Here is an 18,238-nt window from a genome sequence, read left to right on the forward strand (position 1 = left end):
GCGGAATGTGCCCCCTGATAAAGGCAGGCATGTGTCACAGGTGCCTCATGCACTCCTGCGACAGCTACCTTTATACAGGAACAAATCAAGAAACGCATCCATATTGTTCAACACGAAACAGTGTGTCACGCCGAAGTGAACAATGGTTGTCAAGTTTTCACAAAATGCGGAAACCCCGGACGATCTCGTCCATATCCCCCGGCAGAGGCGCCTCGAACCTCATCAATATATGGGTGGTGGGATGGCGAAATGCCAGTAGCCTGGCATGCAACATCTGCCGTGAAAGATTGTCGACCAGCGCCTTCAATTGTTCGGGCAGGCGGTTGGCCTTGGTGCGGAAGGCCTGGCCGTAATCGGGGTCGCCGACGACCGGGTGGCCGATATGGGCCATGTGCACGCGGATCTGGTGCGTGCGGCCGGTTTCCAGGCGGCATTCGACGAGGGCTGCCTTCACCGTTTCCTTGTCCTTTTCACCGAAACGCTCCAGCATGGTGTAATGCGTGATGGCGTGGCGGGCGTCGTCGCGGCCTGCTGGCACGACCGCTCGCCGAACGCGGTCGGAGGCACGGCCGAGCGGTGCGTCGATGACGCCGCTGACCCGCGCAGGGATGTTCCAGACAAGCGCGACATAGGCGCGCTCAAGATCGCCCGTCGCGCCGTGGTCGGCGAAGGCCTCCGACAGCGACTTGTGGGCCTTGTCGGTCTTGGCGACAACCATGACGCCGGAAGTGTCCTTGTCGAGGCGATGGACGATGCCGGGGCGCTTGACGCCGCCGATGCCGGACAGGCTGTCGCCGCAATGGTGGATCAGCGCGTTGACGAGCGTGCCGGTCCAGTTTCCGGCGCCGGGATGGACGACGAGGCCAGACGGCTTGTTGATGACGATGAGCTGGTCGTCCTCGTAAAGAATGTCGAGGGGAATGTCCTCGCCCTGCGGCTCGGCCGGTTCGGCCTCGGGCATCTCGATGGTCACCGTTTCGCCGGCCGACATCTTGCGCTTGGTCTCGAGAACGGCGGTGCCGTTGACGAGGACCGCCCCTTGCCGGATCAGCGTCTGGACGCGGTTTCGCGAGAAATCGGGGCCGAGTGCGGCGGAAAGCCACTGGTCGAGCCGGGTGCCGGCGGCTGCCGCATCGGCGCTGAGCTCTTTCAATACGCCGCCGGCTTCGCTATCAGGGTCGCTCATTTGCGCTTCAAAAATCCGGAACTGTTGAGACAATGGCATCGCCGAACCTGAACGACGAAGACGAAAAGCCGCTCGACCCTGCGGTCGAAAAGGTCAGGCGCAAGCTGGTGCGCTTCGTTGCCATCAATCTCGGCCTGCTGTTTCTTGCCCTTATGGCCGTGCTGGGGGCGATTGTCTACAAATCCGGTTCGAAGAGCGAAACGCCGGTTGCCGTCAATGGCGCGACCGTGCCGTCGCCGGCCGAAGGCGCGTTCCTGTCCGGCGACATCGCGCTGCCTTTGGGCGCAAAGATCGTTTCGCAGTCGCTGTCAGGAAATCGCATCTCGATCGACGCCGAGCTTGCCGACGGTAGCCGCGCCATCTTCCTCTACGACATTGCCGAGCGTCGCGTGATCGGCCGCTTTGCGATAACCGCGCAATGAGTGCGCCCGCGCGCCGCATCGCGACGGTTGCCCTTGTCGTGCGCGACTATGACGAGGCGATCGCCTGGTATGTCGAAAAGCTCGGTTTCTCGCTGCATCAGGATATCGATCTCGGTGAGGGCAAGCGCTGGGTTGTCGTCGGGCCGGAAGGCGAAGGCGCAAGGGTGCTTCTGGCACAGGCCAAGGACGAGCACGAGCTTTCGCGCGTCGGCGACCAGACCGGCGGCCGCGTCTTCCTGTTTCTGGAAACCGACGATTTCGACCGCGACCATAAGGCGATGCGCGATCGAGGCGTGACGTTCAGGGAAGAACCGCGTCGCGAAGGCTATGGCACGGTTGCGGTCTTTGCCGATCTCTACGGCAATCTCTGGGACCTGATCGAGCCGAAGCGGTAGAGAAGCGGGCGAATTCCGGGCTGGATTTTCCACGCCGCGCGCTGAGTATTCTCCATTCCAGAATGGCGGTTGCCTTTTCCCGAATGCTCGCCTATATCGCGGAAGTCTTCCGCGCCCATCGTCTAGCGGTCAGGACACCGCCCTCTCACGGCGGGAACAGGGGTTCGATTCCCCTTGGGCGTACCATCCCCTCGCATCCCCCATGTAGATCAAGGACTTGTGGGCGGGTTGCGCTAACCGGGTGTGCAGGTTAGCAGATTTCTGTTCCATGACTGTTCTCGCCCGCTCTTGGACAGCTAAGTCTGTTGCGTTGCGGGAGCAGCGTTCACTGGAGATTTGTAATGCCGCCTGCGACAATCGAAACAGAGGAGACTTTCACGGAGTTCGTTCGGACATTCCGTGGCGCGGACGTTCTGTCTCGTTTCGTACCAAGCATCCCGAAAAGCACACTGAATGCTGATTACTATTTTCCAGAAGATAACGTAATCGCTGAGCTAAAGACGCTGGAGGTTGATGCTCTCGATCTTGAAACAATAGATCGGAGGATCATGGCTAGCTACAAGTGGCTTGGTTATCAATTGAAAGACTATACGGACTTTTTATTCGGCAAAAAATACCTTCCCGATGATGTAAATAAGCGGGTCTTTTCCATCATCTCGCGCCCGATCATCGATTGCGTGAGAAAGGCCAACAAGCAGATAATTTCTTCTCGACGCTTGCTCGGAAAGCCCGAGGCAAAGGGGCTCATACTGGTTGCCAATAGCGGCAACTTCGGCTTCCCGCCTCTCCAGCTAATGAATGTCGTACTGAAAGGCTTTGAACGTCTCAACGATCGCAAGAAGGACGGCATCGTGTACTTCACGCCTAACGTGTACCACGACATGGGCGACGGCGTGCCTTACGAACTATGGGTTCCCATCGCGAATGAGCACGGCGACGAACTTCAACAATTCATTGATGGCTTAGGAAAGGCGTGGTTCGACTATCGTGAAAGCATTGGCCAGCCTAGCATTTCGCGAAAGGAGAACTCCGACTTCTCGCCCATTTTGAATGCAAGAGTGGTGCAGCCTCCATTTCTGGAGCCGGGTTAGGAAAACACGGACGCCTGTTCAATCGCTCGATGTCTCTATCCACATATCGCGCTCTACGTCGCTATCGGCTTCCAGTGGAAGGCCAGCGTCTTTCGAAACGCGAATCGCACGATGTGATCGGCGACGACTTGCGCAGTGGGGCGGCATTTATCCTTGAAACGTATACCAGGGGTTGTTATGAGCGTCGGCTAATAACTCGGGGTGGGTTAAGGGGTAGAAATGAAGCCGGCAAGTCGCGCGCAGGGACTTGCCATGCTGACGCTTTGCGCGGCATGGCCAGTATTGGATTTCGCAGTTGCAAACCTGTCGGATCAAAGTTTCCAGCCGGCAAAGCTGATCGTCTATTTCGGCGCATTGCTGGCAATGGGAGTTGTGGTCAGCCTTCTTGCCAAGCTGGTACGGCCGCGCTGGAATCTGGGTACAGTATTCTCGGCCGCAGGGGGTGGGCTTGCCGTCCTGTTCAACTATAACCTGATTGCCAGAACGGTGGAGGTCCTGCCGACAAAGTTCAACGGCGAAGTCCTGTCACTCATTGCATTCGTGATCTTCTTCCTGGCTGCAGTGACATTGGTGACATTCCTGTCGCGGAAGGGCTCCATCATCGCGGCTGTTGTTTTTGGCCTCGGTATCATGACCGCCCACAATGGCTTTGTCGTCGGAAAACACCTGTTTTTCAGCGAAGCCGGACGGGCTTCGCTTGCGAGCTCTGCCGCCAAGACTCGCAATTGGCCAAGCGACGTTTCGCGCCTGTCCGTCAATCGCCACTATAAAGGCTCTGCCGCCGAGCGGCCCGCGAACGTTTATTTCATCATTCCGGACATGTTCATGAGCGAAAATGAATATGTTCGGATGACCGGCAAGCCGTATGAAATGGACGATTATCTACGCAATCAGGGGTTTAAAGTCCTCGACAACCACTATTCCAATGCGCCGGTTACAAGATTTTCTCTCGCCCATGTGTTCGGGCAGAAGTATTTTGTAGAGGAGGGGGGTAAACCAAAAATAACGGCAGAGATGCAGAAATTCCTGCCGTGGCGCATCAACAACGATGTAACGGCCGAGTTTCGCAAGCGCGGTTATAACATATTCAATTATATTGACGCTTATGTGAATCCCGAATGCGACAAGCTGGCCGACTTTTGTTTCAGCAAGGCGAGTTTTATCGGAAATCAGGATCTCGTATTCCTTGAGCGTGCGCCGTTCTTCGATCTTGTGCTGCTGAGCGGCAGCGACAAGCTTGCTATCTGGCGGCGTCTTTTGACGTATTCAGGCAGGTACGAGATTCCCGAAATACTGGCATCGCTGCCAAAGAAGGGCGCTTCGCCGCATTTCACCTATATTCATTCCGGTTTGCCGCATTCGCCTTATCGCTTTACGGCTGATTGCACCTATTATGACGCCTATCCGCCGATCCGAAAGAACAAGTACGAAGGCTCCGTGCGAGCCTATGCCAACCAGGTCGATTGCGCGAGCAAGCTCTATCCGCAACTGATCGACGCGATTCTAAAAGAGGATCCCGATGCAATGATCGTGTTCCAGGCGGATCACGGCGTGAATTATCGCGGTCAGGAAACCGGTGCGAACATCAAGGCGCTGACGGACGATATGGTTGCGCAGAACCTGAGCGCCATCAGCGCCTACCGCTTGCCGGAACGCTGCCAGCAGAGCCTGGGGCCGGACATGTCTCCGGTGAATACGTTCCGGGTCGTTTTTGCGTGCCTCGACAACCGGGAGCCGGAGTTGCTGCCCGCGCGTCACTTTCTCATGTATTATCTTGGCTGGCAGCCGAGCGGCATGATCAGGGAAGTGACGGACATCATCAACAAGAGAAAGTTGGCAGACTAGTCGGACAACTTTCTCCGCTAGGCGATCGGGTTTGTCCTGCGATTCTATTCGGGTCAGGGGCTCCCCCCCAGGCCTGCTCTAACTATCGCTCTTCGCAGGCGCAGGTTCGCGGTTTGACGCGGTAACGGCTGAAAACTGTGACCTGATCAGCGACCAGAAGTTGCTGCACAGCCAGTAGAGACAGACGGCCGCGGGGAAGGGATAAATCAGAGCCAGCAGGACGAGTGAAACTATGAGGAACCGGCGCCGCGACTGTGCGGTGGCCTCCGGTTTCGTAAAGGAATCGAGCAGCGCGATCGCCGTCAGTGCTATCGGCAGGATGTTCAGCGCATAGGAGCCTGGCAGGAGGGCGAGAGCGTCAGGCTTGCTAAGATCCTGTACGAAGAGAAATCCCTGGCCTGCCAACGGCGGGTAGTTCACCAGCATAAAAAGTGCTGCAAGCAGGAATGGCAGCTGGAGCAGCAGGGGGGCCAGTGACGCCATCGACTTTATCGGATGGTAGCCGTGCGCCTGGTAAATCTCGTCTATCTTCTCAAAACGATCCCGTCCCTTGTAGCGCTCGCGGGCGGCTGCAACCAGCGGCGCCATTTCATCCTGCCGAACCTTCTCTTTCTGTTCGAGCTCGCGAGCCTTGCGCGCGATCGGGGATGTGATGAGGGTGGCAGCCAGGCTCAGAAGAATAATGGAAATGCCGTAGTTGCCGGTCGCCGCGAATATGCCTTCGTAAACAGTCTGGAAGACCCAGGTGAGCGGGGAAATGATGAATTCCAGAAGCTGCATCCGTTTGCACCTTTGTCGCGACGCCGGCTAACCTAAAGGGGTCAGAGAGGGCGTAGATAGTAGATTTTGCGAGCCCCGCCCTTGAGCGACTCGGCATCGATGATGGCGTATTTCTTCTTGACGATCTCTTCGAAGTGAGCCTCCGTAAAGTCGTCGTACTGGTTGACCTTGTTGCGCAGCAGCATCTGCGACATGTCGTCGGACACGCTGACGAACTCGATGATCAAGTCGCTTCCGAGACTGTGCAGCCAATCGACGAATTCCGACAACGGGATGTTGGCGGAAATGACGATGTGGTGGATGAGCGCCAGGCAGAGCACTAGGTCGGGCGTGCCCCTTCCATCCAGCGCCTTTCGCTCGGCGCCGCGCCAACCCTGGTTGGGCGATACGTTGCTCAGGTCCATGATCAGCGGAAGTATATTCGAAGCCGGCTGTGCTTTTTCATAATTGTAGAGACGATCGATCGCCTTGGCATCGCCATCGATCGAAATCACCACGTCGGCGCCTTTTCCTGCCAAACGAGAGAAGGTCCCGGTGTTGCACCCGATATCCCACACCATCTTCCGGTGTTTTTCGGCGGCGTGACGCTCCACGAAGCTCTTCTTGCTGTCAAACGAAGCTTCTGCGTAGCTGTGATCGGTGTCGTAGCTTCCCCATGTCGTTCGGGATTCGGGGGTCTGAAGCTTGTTGATCGTCCGGCGCAGCCCCTGGATCGTTCCGAGCACCATCGCTTCCGAATGCTTGAAGGAACGCGACCTGGAGACGTTGCCCTGAGCTGTTTCCGTAAGCGATTTCGCCTCGTTGAGATCCCGGCTTGCCGCCCGCTCCTGCATCTTGGCGTGCAAATAGACATTGCCGAAAACGCCCTTCCGGAACCGGCTGAAACCGGTCAGGATTTTCGATGCCAGTGACGGGTCGATGCCGTCGAGACTGCTTCGAAGCAGGGGAATGTAGTCGATCTCCTTGTAGGCGCGAAGCATCAAGGGAAACAGGAACATCATGCAAAACTGGCGGTAGCCCCGCCATGGATCACCGGCCGTGTAAGGTTCGAACGACGGAACATCGATGAAAACGGGGCGGCAATTGACCCATTGGACGTTGTAGGCGGATGCGTCCTTCAGCGTCCATCCATTGGGAATTGAACGCTCGAGCAGGTCAAGCGTGAGCAATGCGGCATCCTTGAGCATGCCGAACGACCATTCATACGGATATGAAATGAACGGCACGCGTTCATGGGACATCACTGCCGGCCATTTCGATGCGGCCGAGTTGTGGGGAATTTCCATCCCGTCCACGAGTTCGGTCGGCACGACCTTCGAATGGCGCATCATGGACTTGAAGAAATTTTCCGAAGAAATCTTTGTCCAATTATGCAGCGCTTCATCGCTGATACCGCGATAAATACGGGTACCGTCGTCGTAGACGCGATTGTTACGATCGCGGAAAGAACCACGGTCAGGACTGAGTGATTTTGCGGCGCTTGTTTCCTGCTTCACTGGTCGTCACGTCCTTCGCTGTTCTTGGACTTGTTTCGACCAGTCAACATATCCGTGAGCTTGTAGAAATATTTCCGGAATGTGTATGCGATGGCTGCGAAGAATCCGAGAATTGCGGTGGTAATGACGCTGCCGGAGCCCGGATCAATGTAGGCGTGCGCGCTGCTTGCAGTTGAAAAAAGGACTATTGCGGCCAGAACGGCCGTGGATATTGCATATTGCACGTGTGAGCCCCCGCTCATTCGTTGAAGTCTTTGTATGTGCCAGTAGTAATAAATATGTCATAAAACTGTCACATAACGATGGCGACTACCATGGGTTGCTATCGAGGTCTAGGGTCATACCCGTATTTTGATCGGCATAGCGCGCGCCGAGCGGAAAGAAGATGCAGGCGGTGGCATAGAGGCCGCAGGCAAGCTTCGGTCGGGCATTTCGGTGCAGTGGTCGTGTTTCGTCGGGGTGCGGTTCAATGCGCCGGCTTGGGAACGGCTTTCCGCAGCGAACAGCAATCGATCCTGCCAAAACAACGGCGCGGTGATACGCCGCCGCTCCGTCAAGACGCTATATCGATCCCCTGACCTCCGTTGGCGTCTTGCCGTAGCGGAGCCTGAACTGGCGGTAGAATGTGGATGGCTCGATGAAGCCGACTTCAAAGGCTATATCGGCAATTTGCCGCAGCGCCTGCCGGCGATCGAGAAGGCAGCTGTGGACGTAGGCAAGGCGTCGCTCGGTCACATAGTCGGAGAAACTCGTGCCTTCCTCGAAAAAGAGCTGGCGGATGTAGCGTGAACTGATCGCATATTTCCGCGATACCTGTTCTGCGCTGAGCCGGGGGTCGCGAAGGTGCCTGGCGACATGCTGTTTGATCGCGGCCAGGCGCGCCGCGCGAACGCCCGAGTTCGGCACGCCATGCTGGACGCTGCCGAACGACAGGGCGAGCAGGTCGGTAATGTGCCGGGACGCCATCGGCGCGAGCCCGTTGACCGACGACGCCTGGAGAACCGACCGGAGATAATCGAACAGGAGGCAATGAGCCGGCTGGAGGCGCGCGATGCTGTCTGGGCTGACGTCATCCAGGTTCTTCACCAGCGGCGCCAGAAGCGATCGCTTGAACTGGAGCGCCATTGTCCAGCTGGAATCTTCGGTTTCTATCGAGAATCGCTGGTCGAGCGGCAAGATGGCGGCCGTTCCGGGCTTTGTCTCGTAGTCTCCGCGTCCGGGCATGGTGAAACGATAGCCGCCCTTGTTCCACGAAAGAATGATGTCGTCGTTGTCGTCCGACATCAGATCCGGCGTTCGATCCCATGTCATGGGCGATACCGAACCCATCGTACACATCATGTCCGGAAGGATCAGCGTGCGGGCCTTGAAGTTCAGCGGGTGGTCCTGATGCGGTTTGACCTGGAGGCGCATCTGGATACGCCCATAAAAGTCGCGAACGAATTCATCCCGGAAATGCTCGGGAATGTCGTCAGATGAAAATGAGGCAACCTGTTCAGCCGCGTCCGGAAGCAACGTCGCCTGCCCCCACAAGATCCGAAGCGGAAATTGCCGGAATTTTGGGTTTCCATCAAGAGTTGATGGCAGATTTCAGCCGTGCAGTTCCGCTGCTGCAATAGCGTGTTCCGTCTCGTCCATACGCCGGCTCCGGTTCCATGCTAGCGGTCTCCGGCATCGCGGCGCGGTCAAAACCAGACGACAGGCGCTGCATGCGGTTACGCAGAACGGTTCGAGGCCCAGATCGCAGTTGCGATGGCCGACATCATCCGCGCTGCGCCGCATCGAACAACCAATCCTCATCGTCGCCGACCGGACGAGAATCTAGCGAGCCACAAGGGGGGCTGTAATGACTGTAACGACGACTTTCACAAGCGAACTGCTCAAATCCGTGACGATCAGCCTGGATGGTTCGGGCGGACAGCTGACAAGCCTGCCCGGCGGCGGTTTCGCCGCGACTTACACAACTGCCGACAACAACGTCTATGCAAAGATGTTCGATTCCGCGGGCAATGCGGTCGGGGCTAGCTTCCCGATCAGCAACATCGGGGTTACCGCCGCCAATCCGGTGATCGCCCAATTGTCGAACGGCAACAATGTCGTGGTTTTCCAGGACAGCGACAGCCTCGTTTTCGAGATCAGCGCGCCGGATGGCAGCGACATCCTGGCCGATATCGACCTGGGAAATCCCAATACCAGCAATCCGGACGTGGCCGCACTGACCGGGGGCGGCTTCGTCATCGTCGGGCAGGATACGATCAGCGCGACCGAATCCGACATCGTCGTGTCGGTCAGGCTCAACAATGGCCCCGCCGTTTCCACGTTCACGATAGATGCCACCGGAAAGCATACCAACGCCAAGGTTGCCGCGTTGGCCGACGGCGGTTTTGCCGTGGCGTGGCAGAAAGAATTCAATGGGGAGACCGAACTCTGGTCGGCGATCTACAATGCGAACGGCAGTGTTCGCAAACCTCCGGCACTCCTCGATACTGTCGGCACGATCAACGAGAATCCCGATGTCGTGGCGCTCGCCAATGGCGGCTTCGGCATCGTCTATGAGGACAATGGCTGGGGCAGCGAACGCGAAATCAGCTTTGCACGTTACAGCAGCACCGGCACCTATCAGGGTCTGACGCAAATCACTGACAACTCGCAGTCGGAGTTCCAGCCAAGCGCAGTCCAGCTTTCGAACGGTGTGGTCGCGATCAGCTATCATGACAATCTTTTCGGCGACACCGATCCCATGGTGTCCTTTGTCGACGGCGATACCGGCGCGGTGCTGTCGCCCGGCGGGCTTCGGGTCAACGCCGGCACCGGCAACGAGGTCAAGACGTCGATCGCGGCACTGAACGACGGCAAGTTCGTGATGTCCTGGCACGACGGTGCAAACAACGATGTCATCGCCGAGATACATCAGTCCGTGCGGGTTTCGACCGGCGATGGAGCCGATGATGTCATTGTCGGATACGAACTCGTTGACTTGATGAAGGGCGGGGGCGGCGGCGACACGCTGGAAGGCGGCGCGGGCAATGACAAGCTCTACGGCGAAAGCGGTCACGACGTCCTAAACGGACAGGCCGGCAAGGACAATATGTATGGCGGTACCGGAAACGACATCTATGTAGTGTCATCCGCGGATGACCGTACGATCGAAAACGCGGCGGAGGGCTCGGACACCGTGCGCTCCTACATCGACTGGATACTCGATGCCAATGTCGAGCGGCTGGAGTTTCTCGGTACGGCCGATCTCACCGGGAACGGCAACACCCTCAACAACACGCTTATTGGCAATGACGGGAAGAACATTCTTCGCGGTGGCATCGGGAATGACACGCTGGATGGCGGCAAAGGCGCGGACACGCTGGTCGGCGGCGATGGCAATGACAGCTTCGTCTTCAACAAACCGCTTGGCTCGAACAACATCGACAAGATCAACGACTACAATGTCGCGCAGGATACGATCCAGCTGGAGAACAGCATCTTTACCGGTCTCGCCGGCGGTGTGTTGACGGCGGGTGCCTTCTACGCCGGCACCGCAGCTCACGATGCATCTGACCGCATCATCTACAACGCAACGACCGGTGCGCTTCTGTTCGACAAGGACGGTGCAGGAGGTGCGGCTGCCGTGCAATTCGCCACGCTCTCCACTGGGCTGGCGATGTCGGCTGGTGAGTTCTTCGTGATCTAGGACGGCGCGCGTTTCAGGCCATCGTGCCGGAGTTTCTAGCAGCGAGTTGAAGAGGCCCGGCACAGGCGTTAGCGCCCTGTGCCGGGCCTCAAGAGTGCAGGGGTTCCTACGCTGCTTGAGAAATCTACCCTTGTCCTTGCGCCGCCTCGCGCACCGTCTTGAGCAGGATGGAAAAGGCGGCCGAGGTTGCGGTGTCGGTGCGCATGGTCAGGCCGACCGGACCTTTTGTTTCGCTGGTGTCGATGGGAAGCGTCGTGAGCACGCCGGTCTTCAGGTCGTCGGCGACGACGCCGGCGGAGATGATCCAGACCGCGTCGCTCTGGCGAACGAAGGCGCGGCCGAAGGAATCGGAGACGGTTTCGATCTCGGTCGGGATGGCTGCGACGCCATTGGTGATGAAAAAGCGTTCGACGAAGGGCCGGATGATCGAGCCACGCGTCGGCATCAGCACCGGATAATTGCTCAGTTGCTCGAATACGTCCTGGCCGGCGCGCAGCAGCGGGTGTTTTGGCCGAACCGCGAAGACCACCTGTTCGGAATAGAGATGCTCGAAGAAGAAGCCCGTCATCTTCTCGGGCGCGGCCAGCCGCCCGACGACGAGGTCGAGTTCACCGAGACGCAGTTGATCGAGCAGCACGGAATTCTCGCCGGTGACGATCTTGATCGTCGCGCCGGTCTTCTCCTTCAGGAACAGGGTCATGGCGCGGGGCATGATATGCGCCGAGACCGTGGGCAGTGCGCCGATGCGGATCGGCGGCCCGCCATCGGTGCCGGCATTGGAAACGGAATCGATGCCTTGCCTGAGCGCCGTGATCGCCATGCCGGCATGCTGCATGAAGATCTCGCCCGAACGCGTGATCTTGATGCCGCGCCCGTCACGCTCGAAAACGGCAACGCCGAGCGCCTGCTCAAGCTCGCGGATGGTCTTGGTGACGGCCGGCTGGCTGACATTGAGCAGCCCCGCCGCCTTGACCACGCTTTTCTGACGCGCGACTTCAAGGAAGGTCTGGAGGTGACGAAACCTGACGCGGCTCTCGATCATGGATTTTCATAACCCCTGAGTTAAGAGAATGCCACAAAATATCATTTTACCAAACCAAACAACTAGGTCATTTTCCGAAGCGAGGAGCCAAGCCATTGCAATTCATCGAAATCAGCGGCGTTACGCTGCACTACCAGCTTATCGGCGGGCCTGCGGACAAGCCGGTCATCGTCTTCGCCAATTCGCTCGGCACGGATTTTCGCATCTGGCGTGACGTGATCATCCAGCTTGCCGGCGATTTCCCGATCGTAACCTATGACAAGCGCGGTCACGGCCTGTCGGACGTGGGTGCTGCGCCCTATTCGATCGAGGATCATGTCGACGATCTTGCCGGGTTGCTCGATCATCTGAAGGTCAAGAATGCGATTATCTGCGGCCTCTCGGTGGGCGGGCTGATCGCGCAGGGCCTCTATGCCAAGCGCCCCGATCTGGTGCGCGCGCTGGCGCTTTGCGACACGGCCCACAAGATCGGCACCGCCGATAGTTGGAACACCCGCATTGCGACGGTCGAAAGCAAGGGCATCGAGGTTCTGGTCGAGCCGGTGATGCGGCTGTGGTTCACGCCGGCCTTCCACATGGACCGCAAGGACGAACTGACCGGCTACAGCAACATGCTGATGCGCCAGCCCGTCGCCGGATACACCGGGACCTGCGCTGCACTTCGCGACGCCGACTATACGCAAGCGGCCAAGGCAATCGCGGTGCCGACGCTCTGCGTCGTCGGCGACCAGGACGGCTCCACGCCACCCGACCTCGTGCGCTCGATGGCCGATCTCATTCCAGGCAGCCGGTTCGAGATAATTTCCGGGGCCGGCCACATTCCTTGCGTCGAGCAGCCGGAAGCGCTGGTCGATCTCATTCGCGGCTTCATCGCCGATCTTCCATCCGGAGAATAAAACCATGCATCAACCGGCTCAGCACTCGGCGAGGTATCGCGAAGGGCTCGCCGTCAGGCGGTCCGTGCTCGGCGATGCCCATGTCGACCGCGCCTCGAAGGCTTCGACCGATTTCGACCAGCCGTTCCAGCAGTTGATAACGGAAGCGGCATGGGGCACCGTCTGGGCACGGCCGGGCTGGAGCAAGCGGGAGCGTTCGATGGTGACGCTGGCACTGCTGGCAGCCCTCGGCCACGACGAGGAGGTTGCCATGCATGTGCGCGCCACTGCCAACACCGGGGCCACGCGCGAGGACATCTGTGAAGCCTTCCTGCATGTCGCGATCTATGCCGGCGTGCCGGCGGCGAACCGGGCCATCAAGATCGCCAAGGAAGTGTTTGCCGAAATGGACGCGCAGGGCGATAACGCAAAATGACTGCCGATCCCCTGTCGAACCGCAAGCCGGAAACCGGCGCCTTCTTCCAGCGCGACCGCGCCTGGCATCCGGCGGCTTTCACGCCCGGCTACAAGACCTCCGTGCTGCGCTCGCCGCAGAAGGCGCTGCTGTCGCTCGACAACACGCTGTCGGAAATCACCGGGCCGGCCTTCGGCCATGACATACTGGGCGAGCTCGACAACGACCTGATCCACAATTTCGCCAGGCCCGGCGAAAGCGCCATCGGCCCGCGCATTGTCGTCTATGGCCGCGTGCTGGACGAACGCGGCAAGGGCGTGCCGGGCGCGCTGCTCGAATTCTGGCAGGCCAATGCCGGCGGCCGCTACCGCCACAAAAAGGAAGGCTATGTCGCCGCCCTCGACCCGAATTTCGGCGGCTGCGGGCGCACCATCACGGATGAGGATGGCGGCTATGCCTTCCGCACCATCCAGCCCGGGCCTTATCCCTGGCCGAACGGCCCGAACGACTGGCGGCCGGCGCATATCCATTTCTCGGTCTTCGGCCACGGCTTTGCGCAGCGGCTGATCACGCAGATGTATTTCGAGGGCGACCCGATGATCTGGCAGTGCCCGATCGTGAAGACCATTCCCGACAGGGCGGCTGTCGAAACGCTGATCGCCGCGCTCGATATGCAGGCGACCATCCCGATGGATGCGCGCGCCTACAAGTTCGACATCGTGCTGCGCGGTCGGCGTTCGTCGCTGTTCGAAAACAGGCTGGAGGGCAATTGATGGCGCAGTCACTCGATCGCCTCAGGGAAAGCGCCTCGCAGACCGCGGGGCCTTACGTCCATATAGGCCTGACGCCTAACTTTTGTGGCATTGGCGGGGTCTACGAGAACGATCTTGGCGCCGGCATGGTCAACGACAAGACCAAAGGCGAGCGCATCAACGTGCGCATGCGGGTGCTCGACGGCACCGGCACGCCGCTGAAGGATGCGCTTGTCGAGATCTGGCAGGCAGACACCGACGGGCTCTACAATTCGCCGTCGGAAATGCGCGGCGCGGCAGATCCGAATTTCGTCGGCTGGGGCCGCAAGGCAACTGACATGGACACGGGCGAGTGCATGTTCGAGACGGTCAAGCCGGGCCGGGTACCGTTCAAGGACGGCCGGCTGATGGCGCCGCACATCACGGTGTGGATCGTGGCGCGCGGCATCAATATCGGGCTGCATACCCGCATGTATTTTCCCGAGGAGGAAAAGGCCAATGCGGAGGACCCGGTGCTGGCCCGGATCGAACACCGCGTGCGCGTGCCGACGCTGATTGCCGTTCGGCAGGGCGACGGCTCCTACATCTTCGACATCCATCTCCAGGGGGAGAAGGAAACGGTCTTCTTCGATATCTGAACCATGACCGTGTCCCCCTTCGATCACCCCTTTTTGTCTGGTCTGCTCGGCGACGCGGAGACGGCGCGGCATTTTTCGGTGGAAGCCGAGATCGCGGCGATGGTCGATTTCGAGCGGGCATTGGCCGAAGCGGAAGCGGGCGAGGGGATCGTTTCGACGGAGGCGGCTTCGGCAATCGTGTCGGCGCTAGGTTCGTTCAAGCCGGATATGGTAGCGCTGAAGGCAGGCGTCGCGCGCGACGGTGTCGTGGTGCCGGAACTGGTACGCCAGCTTCGCGCGGCTGTCGGCAAGCCGCATGACAAAGCCGTGCATTTCGGCGCGACCAGCCAGGACGTGATCGATACCGGGCTGATCCTGCGGCTGAAGCCGGTGATCGAGCATTTCGACCGGCTGCTTGCGGCGCTGGTCGATGCGTTTGCGGCGGTTGAAGACCGTTTCGGCGCAAGGCCCTTGATGGGCAAGACGCGGATGCAGGCGGCGATCGGGATATCCGTTTCGGATCGCATCAGGGCGTGGCGGGAGCCGTTGGTCCGGCATCGCGCGCGACTGGTGCAGCAGAAACAGGAATTGCTCGTCGTCCAGTTTGGCGGAGCAGCCGGCACGCTGGAGAAATTCGGCGACAAGGCGTTATCCCTGCGCAAGGCGCTGGCGACAAAGCTCGGACTGGCCGACGCGCCGCAATGGCACAGCCAGCGCGACCGGCTGGCGGATCTCGCCAACTGGCTGTCGCTGGTCTGCGGCAGCCTCGGCAAGTTCGGGCAGGACGTCGCGCTGATGGCGCAGGCCGGCGGCGAGATTGCGCTGAAGGGCGGTGGCGGCTCGTCGGCCATGCCGCACAAGCAGAACCCGGTGGCCGCGGAGGTTCTTGTCTCGCTGGCACGGTTCAATGCGACCCAGCTTTCGGGCATGCATCAGGCGCTGGTTCATGAGCAGGAGCGCTCGGGCTCGGCCTGGACGCTGGAATGGCTGATCCTGCCGCAGATGGCGGCGACGACGGCCGCCTCGCTGCGGCTTGCCGGCGAGCTTGCGGGACAGATCGAAAGCATCGGCGTTTAGACTCCTCGCCCCTGGCGAAAGGAAAAGAATGCGCACGCAGGTCGTCATCATCGGCTCGGGTCCGTCCGGCCTTCTGCTCGGGCAGCTTCTGGCTGGCATCGGCGTCGAGAATGTCATCCTCGAACGCGTCGACCGCGACTATGTGCTTGGCCGCGTGCGCGCCGGCGTGCTGGAGCAGGGGACTGTCGATCTGCTGGACGAGGCCGGCGCGGGCGCCCGCATGCGTGCCGAGGGCCTGCCGCATGACGGTATCTCGCTTGCATTCGACAACCGGCTGCACCGTATCGATCTGGCGGCGCTGACCGGCGGCAAGCGCGTGACGGTATACGGCCAGACCGAGGTGACCCACGACCTTATGGACAAGCGCAGCGCAGCTGGGCTGATGACCGTCTACGACGCCAAGAATGTGCTGCCGCAAGGCTTCGATACGGCTTCACCGTTCGTCACTTATGAAAAGGACGGCGTCACCCATCGCATCGATTGCGATTTCATCGCTGGCTGCGACGGGTTTCACGGCGTCAGCCGCAAGTCGGTGCCGCAGGATGCGCTGAAACTGTTCGAGCGCGCCTATCCGTTCGGCTGGCTCGGCATTCTGGCCGAAGTGCCGCCGGCCGACCATGAGCTGATCTATGCCAATCACCCGCGCGGCTTCGCGCTCTGCTCGATGCGGTCGGAGCATCGCAGCCGCTACTATGTGCAATGCCCGATTGACGACAAGGTCGAGAACTGGAGCGACGAGCGCTTTTGGGACGAGCTGCGCCTGCGTCTGCCGAAGGAAGCGGCCGAAAAGGTCACGGTTGGCCCGTCCTTCGAGAAGTCGATAGCACCGTTGCGCTCGTTCGTGGCCGAGCCGATGCAGTTCGGACGATTGTCGCTGGTGGGCGATGCTGCCCACATCGTGCCGCCGACCGGCGCCAAGGGCCTGAACCTTGCGGCAAGCGATGTGCGCTACCTGTTTTCGGGCTTAAAAGAGTTCTATCTCGACAAGTCACCGGCGGGCATGGACGCGTATTCCGGCAAGGCGCTTTCGCGGGTGTGGAAGGCGGTGCGCTTTTCCTGGTGGATGACGACGATGCTGCATCGCTTTCCCGATACGGACGCCTTCGGTCAGCGCATTCAGGAGGCCGAGCTGGATTATCTCGTCCATTCCCAGGCGGCCGCTACGTCACTTGCAGAGAACTATGTCGGGTTGCCTTATTAAAAGCCGTCGATGACGTCGGGACATATATCCCGGTGATTATGCATTGCTTGTTTCTTTTCATTTTACATTACCGTTTCGAGCATGACAGTTGCGATGGTGGGTTTGGTGTGGCTCGTTGGGAGGAGCCGCTGTGATCTGGTGGAGGAAAATATGAAAAAGCTTCTCTTGGCCGCGACTGCGGCACTCGCGCTATGCGGCTCGGCCTATGCCGATACGATCAAGGTCGGCGTCGTCGGCCCGTTCTCCGGGCCGTTCGCCATCCAGGGCAAGAATTTCAAGGCGGGCATTGATGCCTGGATGGCGCTGAACGGCAGCAAGGTCGGTGACGACGACATCGAGATCGTCTATCGTGACGTGCCGCAGGCCGATCCGGCGCAGTCCAAGGCGCTGGCGCAGGAACTGGTGGTGAAGGAAGGCGTGCAGTATCTCGCCGGCTTCTACTTCACGCCGGACGCCATGGCGGTGACGCCGCTGCTGGAGCAGGCCAATGTGCCGCTGGTGGTGATGAATGCCGCGACATCGGCCATCGTCACCAAGAGCCCGCTGGTGGTGCGCACGTCGTTCACCACCTGGCAGACCTCCGTGCCGATGGCCAAGGTCGCCAAGGAGCGCGGCGTCAAGAAGGTCATCACCGTGGTCAGTGACTACGGCCCGGGTGTCGATTCGGAGAACGCCTTCGTCACGACGTTCAAGGCCGAGGGCGGCGAGATCGCCGAGTCGGTACGCATGCCGCTGTCGACCAACGATTTCAGCCCGATAATGCAACGCGTGAAGGACTCCGGCGCGGACGCCGTCTTCGCCTTCCTGCCGTCCGGCCCGACGACGCTCGGCTTCGTCAAGGCCTACAACGACAACGGTCTGAAGAATGCCGGCATAACCCTGCTTGCACCGGGCGACCTGACGCAGGAATCCGACCTGCCAGCACTTGGCGCTTCCGCCGAAGGCATGCTGACGACCTTCCACTATGCGATCTCGCATGACTCAGCCGAGAACAAGAAGTTTGTGGAAGCAGCCCACAAGGCCATCGGCAACCCGGCGGAACTGTCGTTCCCCTCGGTCGGCGCCTATGACGGCATGCATGTCATCTACAAGATGATCGAGGCGACCGGCGGCAAGCAGGATGCGCAGAAGGCTGTCGATGCGGTGAAGGGGATGGCGTGGGAAAGCCCGCGCGGCCCGGTCTCTATCGACGCCGAAAGCCGCCACATGACGCAGAACATCTATCTGCGCGAGGTGACCAAGGCCGAGGACGGCACCTACTACAACAAGGAAATCGCGACTTTCGAGAAGCAGCCTGATCCGGGTCTGGCTGCTGTAAAATAAGCCGCGTTCCAGGGCAGACCGCCCGGTAGCCGAGCA

General features: G+C 59.8%; 17 protein-coding genes and 1 tRNA gene. 13 read left to right on the forward strand and 5 right to left on the reverse strand.

Annotation, left to right across the window (positions count from 1 at the left end):
- Positions 1 to 157: 157 nt before the first annotated feature.
- Positions 158 to 1,186: an RluA family pseudouridine synthase gene (locus WBQ96_RS11280; protein WP_336549725.1), complete on the reverse strand. Its 1,029-nt coding sequence runs from the start codon at positions 1,184 to 1,186 to the stop codon at positions 158 to 160.
- 32 nt (positions 1,187 to 1,218) lie between these two features.
- Between WBQ96_RS11280 and WBQ96_RS11285 the strand changes: the two genes are divergently transcribed.
- From WBQ96_RS11285 to WBQ96_RS11305, 5 genes are all read left to right on the forward strand, one after another.
- The gene (locus WBQ96_RS11285) at positions 1,219 to 1,608 is read left to right on the forward strand and encodes a fimbrial protein (protein ID WP_336549723.1); all 390 of its coding nucleotides are present in this window, start codon (positions 1,219 to 1,221) and stop codon (positions 1,606 to 1,608) included.
- Positions 1,605 to 2,003 (forward strand): VOC family protein, encoded by a 399-nt coding sequence (locus tag WBQ96_RS11290; RefSeq protein WP_336549721.1) that lies wholly within the window; start codon positions 1,605 to 1,607, stop codon positions 2,001 to 2,003. The genes WBQ96_RS11285 and WBQ96_RS11290 overlap by 4 nt, the downstream gene beginning before the upstream one ends.
- Positions 2,004 to 2,114: 111 nt before the next feature.
- Positions 2,115 to 2,189: transfer RNA gene (locus tag WBQ96_RS11295), tRNA-Glu, on the forward strand.
- A gap of 155 nt (positions 2,190 to 2,344) precedes the next feature.
- On the forward strand, positions 2,345 to 3,094 hold the full coding sequence (locus tag WBQ96_RS11300) for a hypothetical protein (RefSeq protein WP_336549719.1): 750 nt from the start codon (positions 2,345 to 2,347) through the stop codon (positions 3,092 to 3,094).
- Between the two features lie 219 nt (positions 3,095 to 3,313).
- Positions 3,314 to 4,939: a sulfatase-like hydrolase/transferase gene (locus WBQ96_RS11305; protein ID WP_336549717.1), complete on the forward strand. Its 1,626-nt coding sequence runs from the start codon at positions 3,314 to 3,316 to the stop codon at positions 4,937 to 4,939.
- Positions 4,940 to 5,017: 78 nt separating this feature from the next.
- Here WBQ96_RS11305 and yidC read toward each other — a convergent pair whose 3' ends face one another.
- The 3 genes from yidC to WBQ96_RS11320 form a co-directional block, all read right to left on the reverse strand.
- Positions 5,018 to 5,719 (reverse strand): membrane protein insertase YidC, encoded by a 702-nt coding sequence (gene yidC / locus WBQ96_RS11310; RefSeq protein WP_336549715.1) that lies wholly within the window; start codon positions 5,717 to 5,719, stop codon positions 5,018 to 5,020.
- A 41-nt stretch (positions 5,720 to 5,760) separates the two neighbouring features.
- Positions 5,761 to 7,050 carry a class I SAM-dependent methyltransferase gene (locus WBQ96_RS11315; protein WP_337035891.1) on the reverse strand — a complete coding sequence of 430 codons (1,290 nt, stop codon included), beginning with the start codon at positions 7,048 to 7,050 and terminating at the stop codon, positions 5,761 to 5,763.
- A 726-nt stretch (positions 7,051 to 7,776) separates the two neighbouring features.
- Positions 7,777 to 8,730, reverse strand: coding sequence for a helix-turn-helix transcriptional regulator (locus WBQ96_RS11320; RefSeq protein ID WP_336549711.1), 954 nt, complete (start codon positions 8,728 to 8,730; stop codon positions 7,777 to 7,779).
- 331 nt (positions 8,731 to 9,061) lie between these two features.
- Between WBQ96_RS11320 and WBQ96_RS11325 the strand changes: the two genes are divergently transcribed.
- On the forward strand, positions 9,062 to 10,900 hold the full coding sequence (locus tag WBQ96_RS11325) for a calcium-binding protein (protein WP_336549709.1): 1,839 nt from the start codon (positions 9,062 to 9,064) through the stop codon (positions 10,898 to 10,900).
- 124 nt (positions 10,901 to 11,024) lie between these two features.
- Here WBQ96_RS11325 and pcaQ read toward each other — a convergent pair whose 3' ends face one another.
- Positions 11,025 to 11,942: a pca operon transcription factor PcaQ gene (pcaQ, locus tag WBQ96_RS11330; protein WP_336549707.1), complete on the reverse strand. Its 918-nt coding sequence runs from the start codon at positions 11,940 to 11,942 to the stop codon at positions 11,025 to 11,027.
- Between the two features lie 95 nt (positions 11,943 to 12,037).
- On the opposite strand from pcaQ, the gene pcaD reads away from it, so the two are divergent.
- The 7 genes from pcaD to WBQ96_RS11365 all read left to right on the forward strand — a co-directional run bounded on the left by pcaD (position 12,038) and on the right by WBQ96_RS11365 (position 18,202).
- Positions 12,038 to 12,838: a 3-oxoadipate enol-lactonase gene (pcaD, locus tag WBQ96_RS11335; RefSeq protein WP_336549705.1), complete on the forward strand. Its 801-nt coding sequence runs from the start codon at positions 12,038 to 12,040 to the stop codon at positions 12,836 to 12,838.
- A 4-nt stretch (positions 12,839 to 12,842) separates the two neighbouring features.
- Positions 12,843 to 13,253, forward strand: a complete 411-nt coding sequence (pcaC, locus tag WBQ96_RS11340) for a 4-carboxymuconolactone decarboxylase (protein ID WP_336549702.1) — start codon at positions 12,843 to 12,845, stop codon at positions 13,251 to 13,253.
- A complete protein-coding gene (gene pcaH, locus WBQ96_RS11345; protein ID WP_336549700.1) occupies positions 13,250 to 14,005 on the forward strand; it encodes a protocatechuate 3,4-dioxygenase subunit beta in 756 nt (251 codons plus the stop codon). The genes pcaC and pcaH overlap by 4 nt, the downstream gene beginning before the upstream one ends.
- Positions 14,005 to 14,622, forward strand: coding sequence for a protocatechuate 3,4-dioxygenase subunit alpha (pcaG, locus tag WBQ96_RS11350; RefSeq protein WP_336549698.1), 618 nt, complete (start codon positions 14,005 to 14,007; stop codon positions 14,620 to 14,622). The genes pcaH and pcaG overlap by 1 nt, the downstream gene beginning before the upstream one ends.
- Before the next feature lie 3 nt (positions 14,623 to 14,625).
- Entirely contained in the window at positions 14,626 to 15,678 is a 1,053-nt protein-coding gene (locus WBQ96_RS11355) for a 3-carboxy-cis,cis-muconate cycloisomerase (RefSeq protein WP_336549697.1), read from the forward strand.
- 28 nt (positions 15,679 to 15,706) lie between these two features.
- The gene (gene pobA / locus WBQ96_RS11360; protein WP_336549695.1) at positions 15,707 to 16,879 is read left to right on the forward strand and encodes a 4-hydroxybenzoate 3-monooxygenase; all 1,173 of its coding nucleotides are present in this window, start codon (positions 15,707 to 15,709) and stop codon (positions 16,877 to 16,879) included.
- Positions 16,880 to 17,029: 150 nt separating this feature from the next.
- Positions 17,030 to 18,202, forward strand: coding sequence for an ABC transporter substrate-binding protein (locus tag WBQ96_RS11365; RefSeq protein WP_165118597.1), 1,173 nt, complete (start codon positions 17,030 to 17,032; stop codon positions 18,200 to 18,202).
- The last annotated feature ends 36 nt before the right edge of the window (positions 18,203 to 18,238 follow it).

This window comes from Mesorhizobium sp. CCNWLY176 (assembly GCF_037153935.1).
GTDB lineage: Bacteria > Pseudomonadota > Alphaproteobacteria > Rhizobiales > Rhizobiaceae > Mesorhizobium_M > Mesorhizobium_M zhangyense.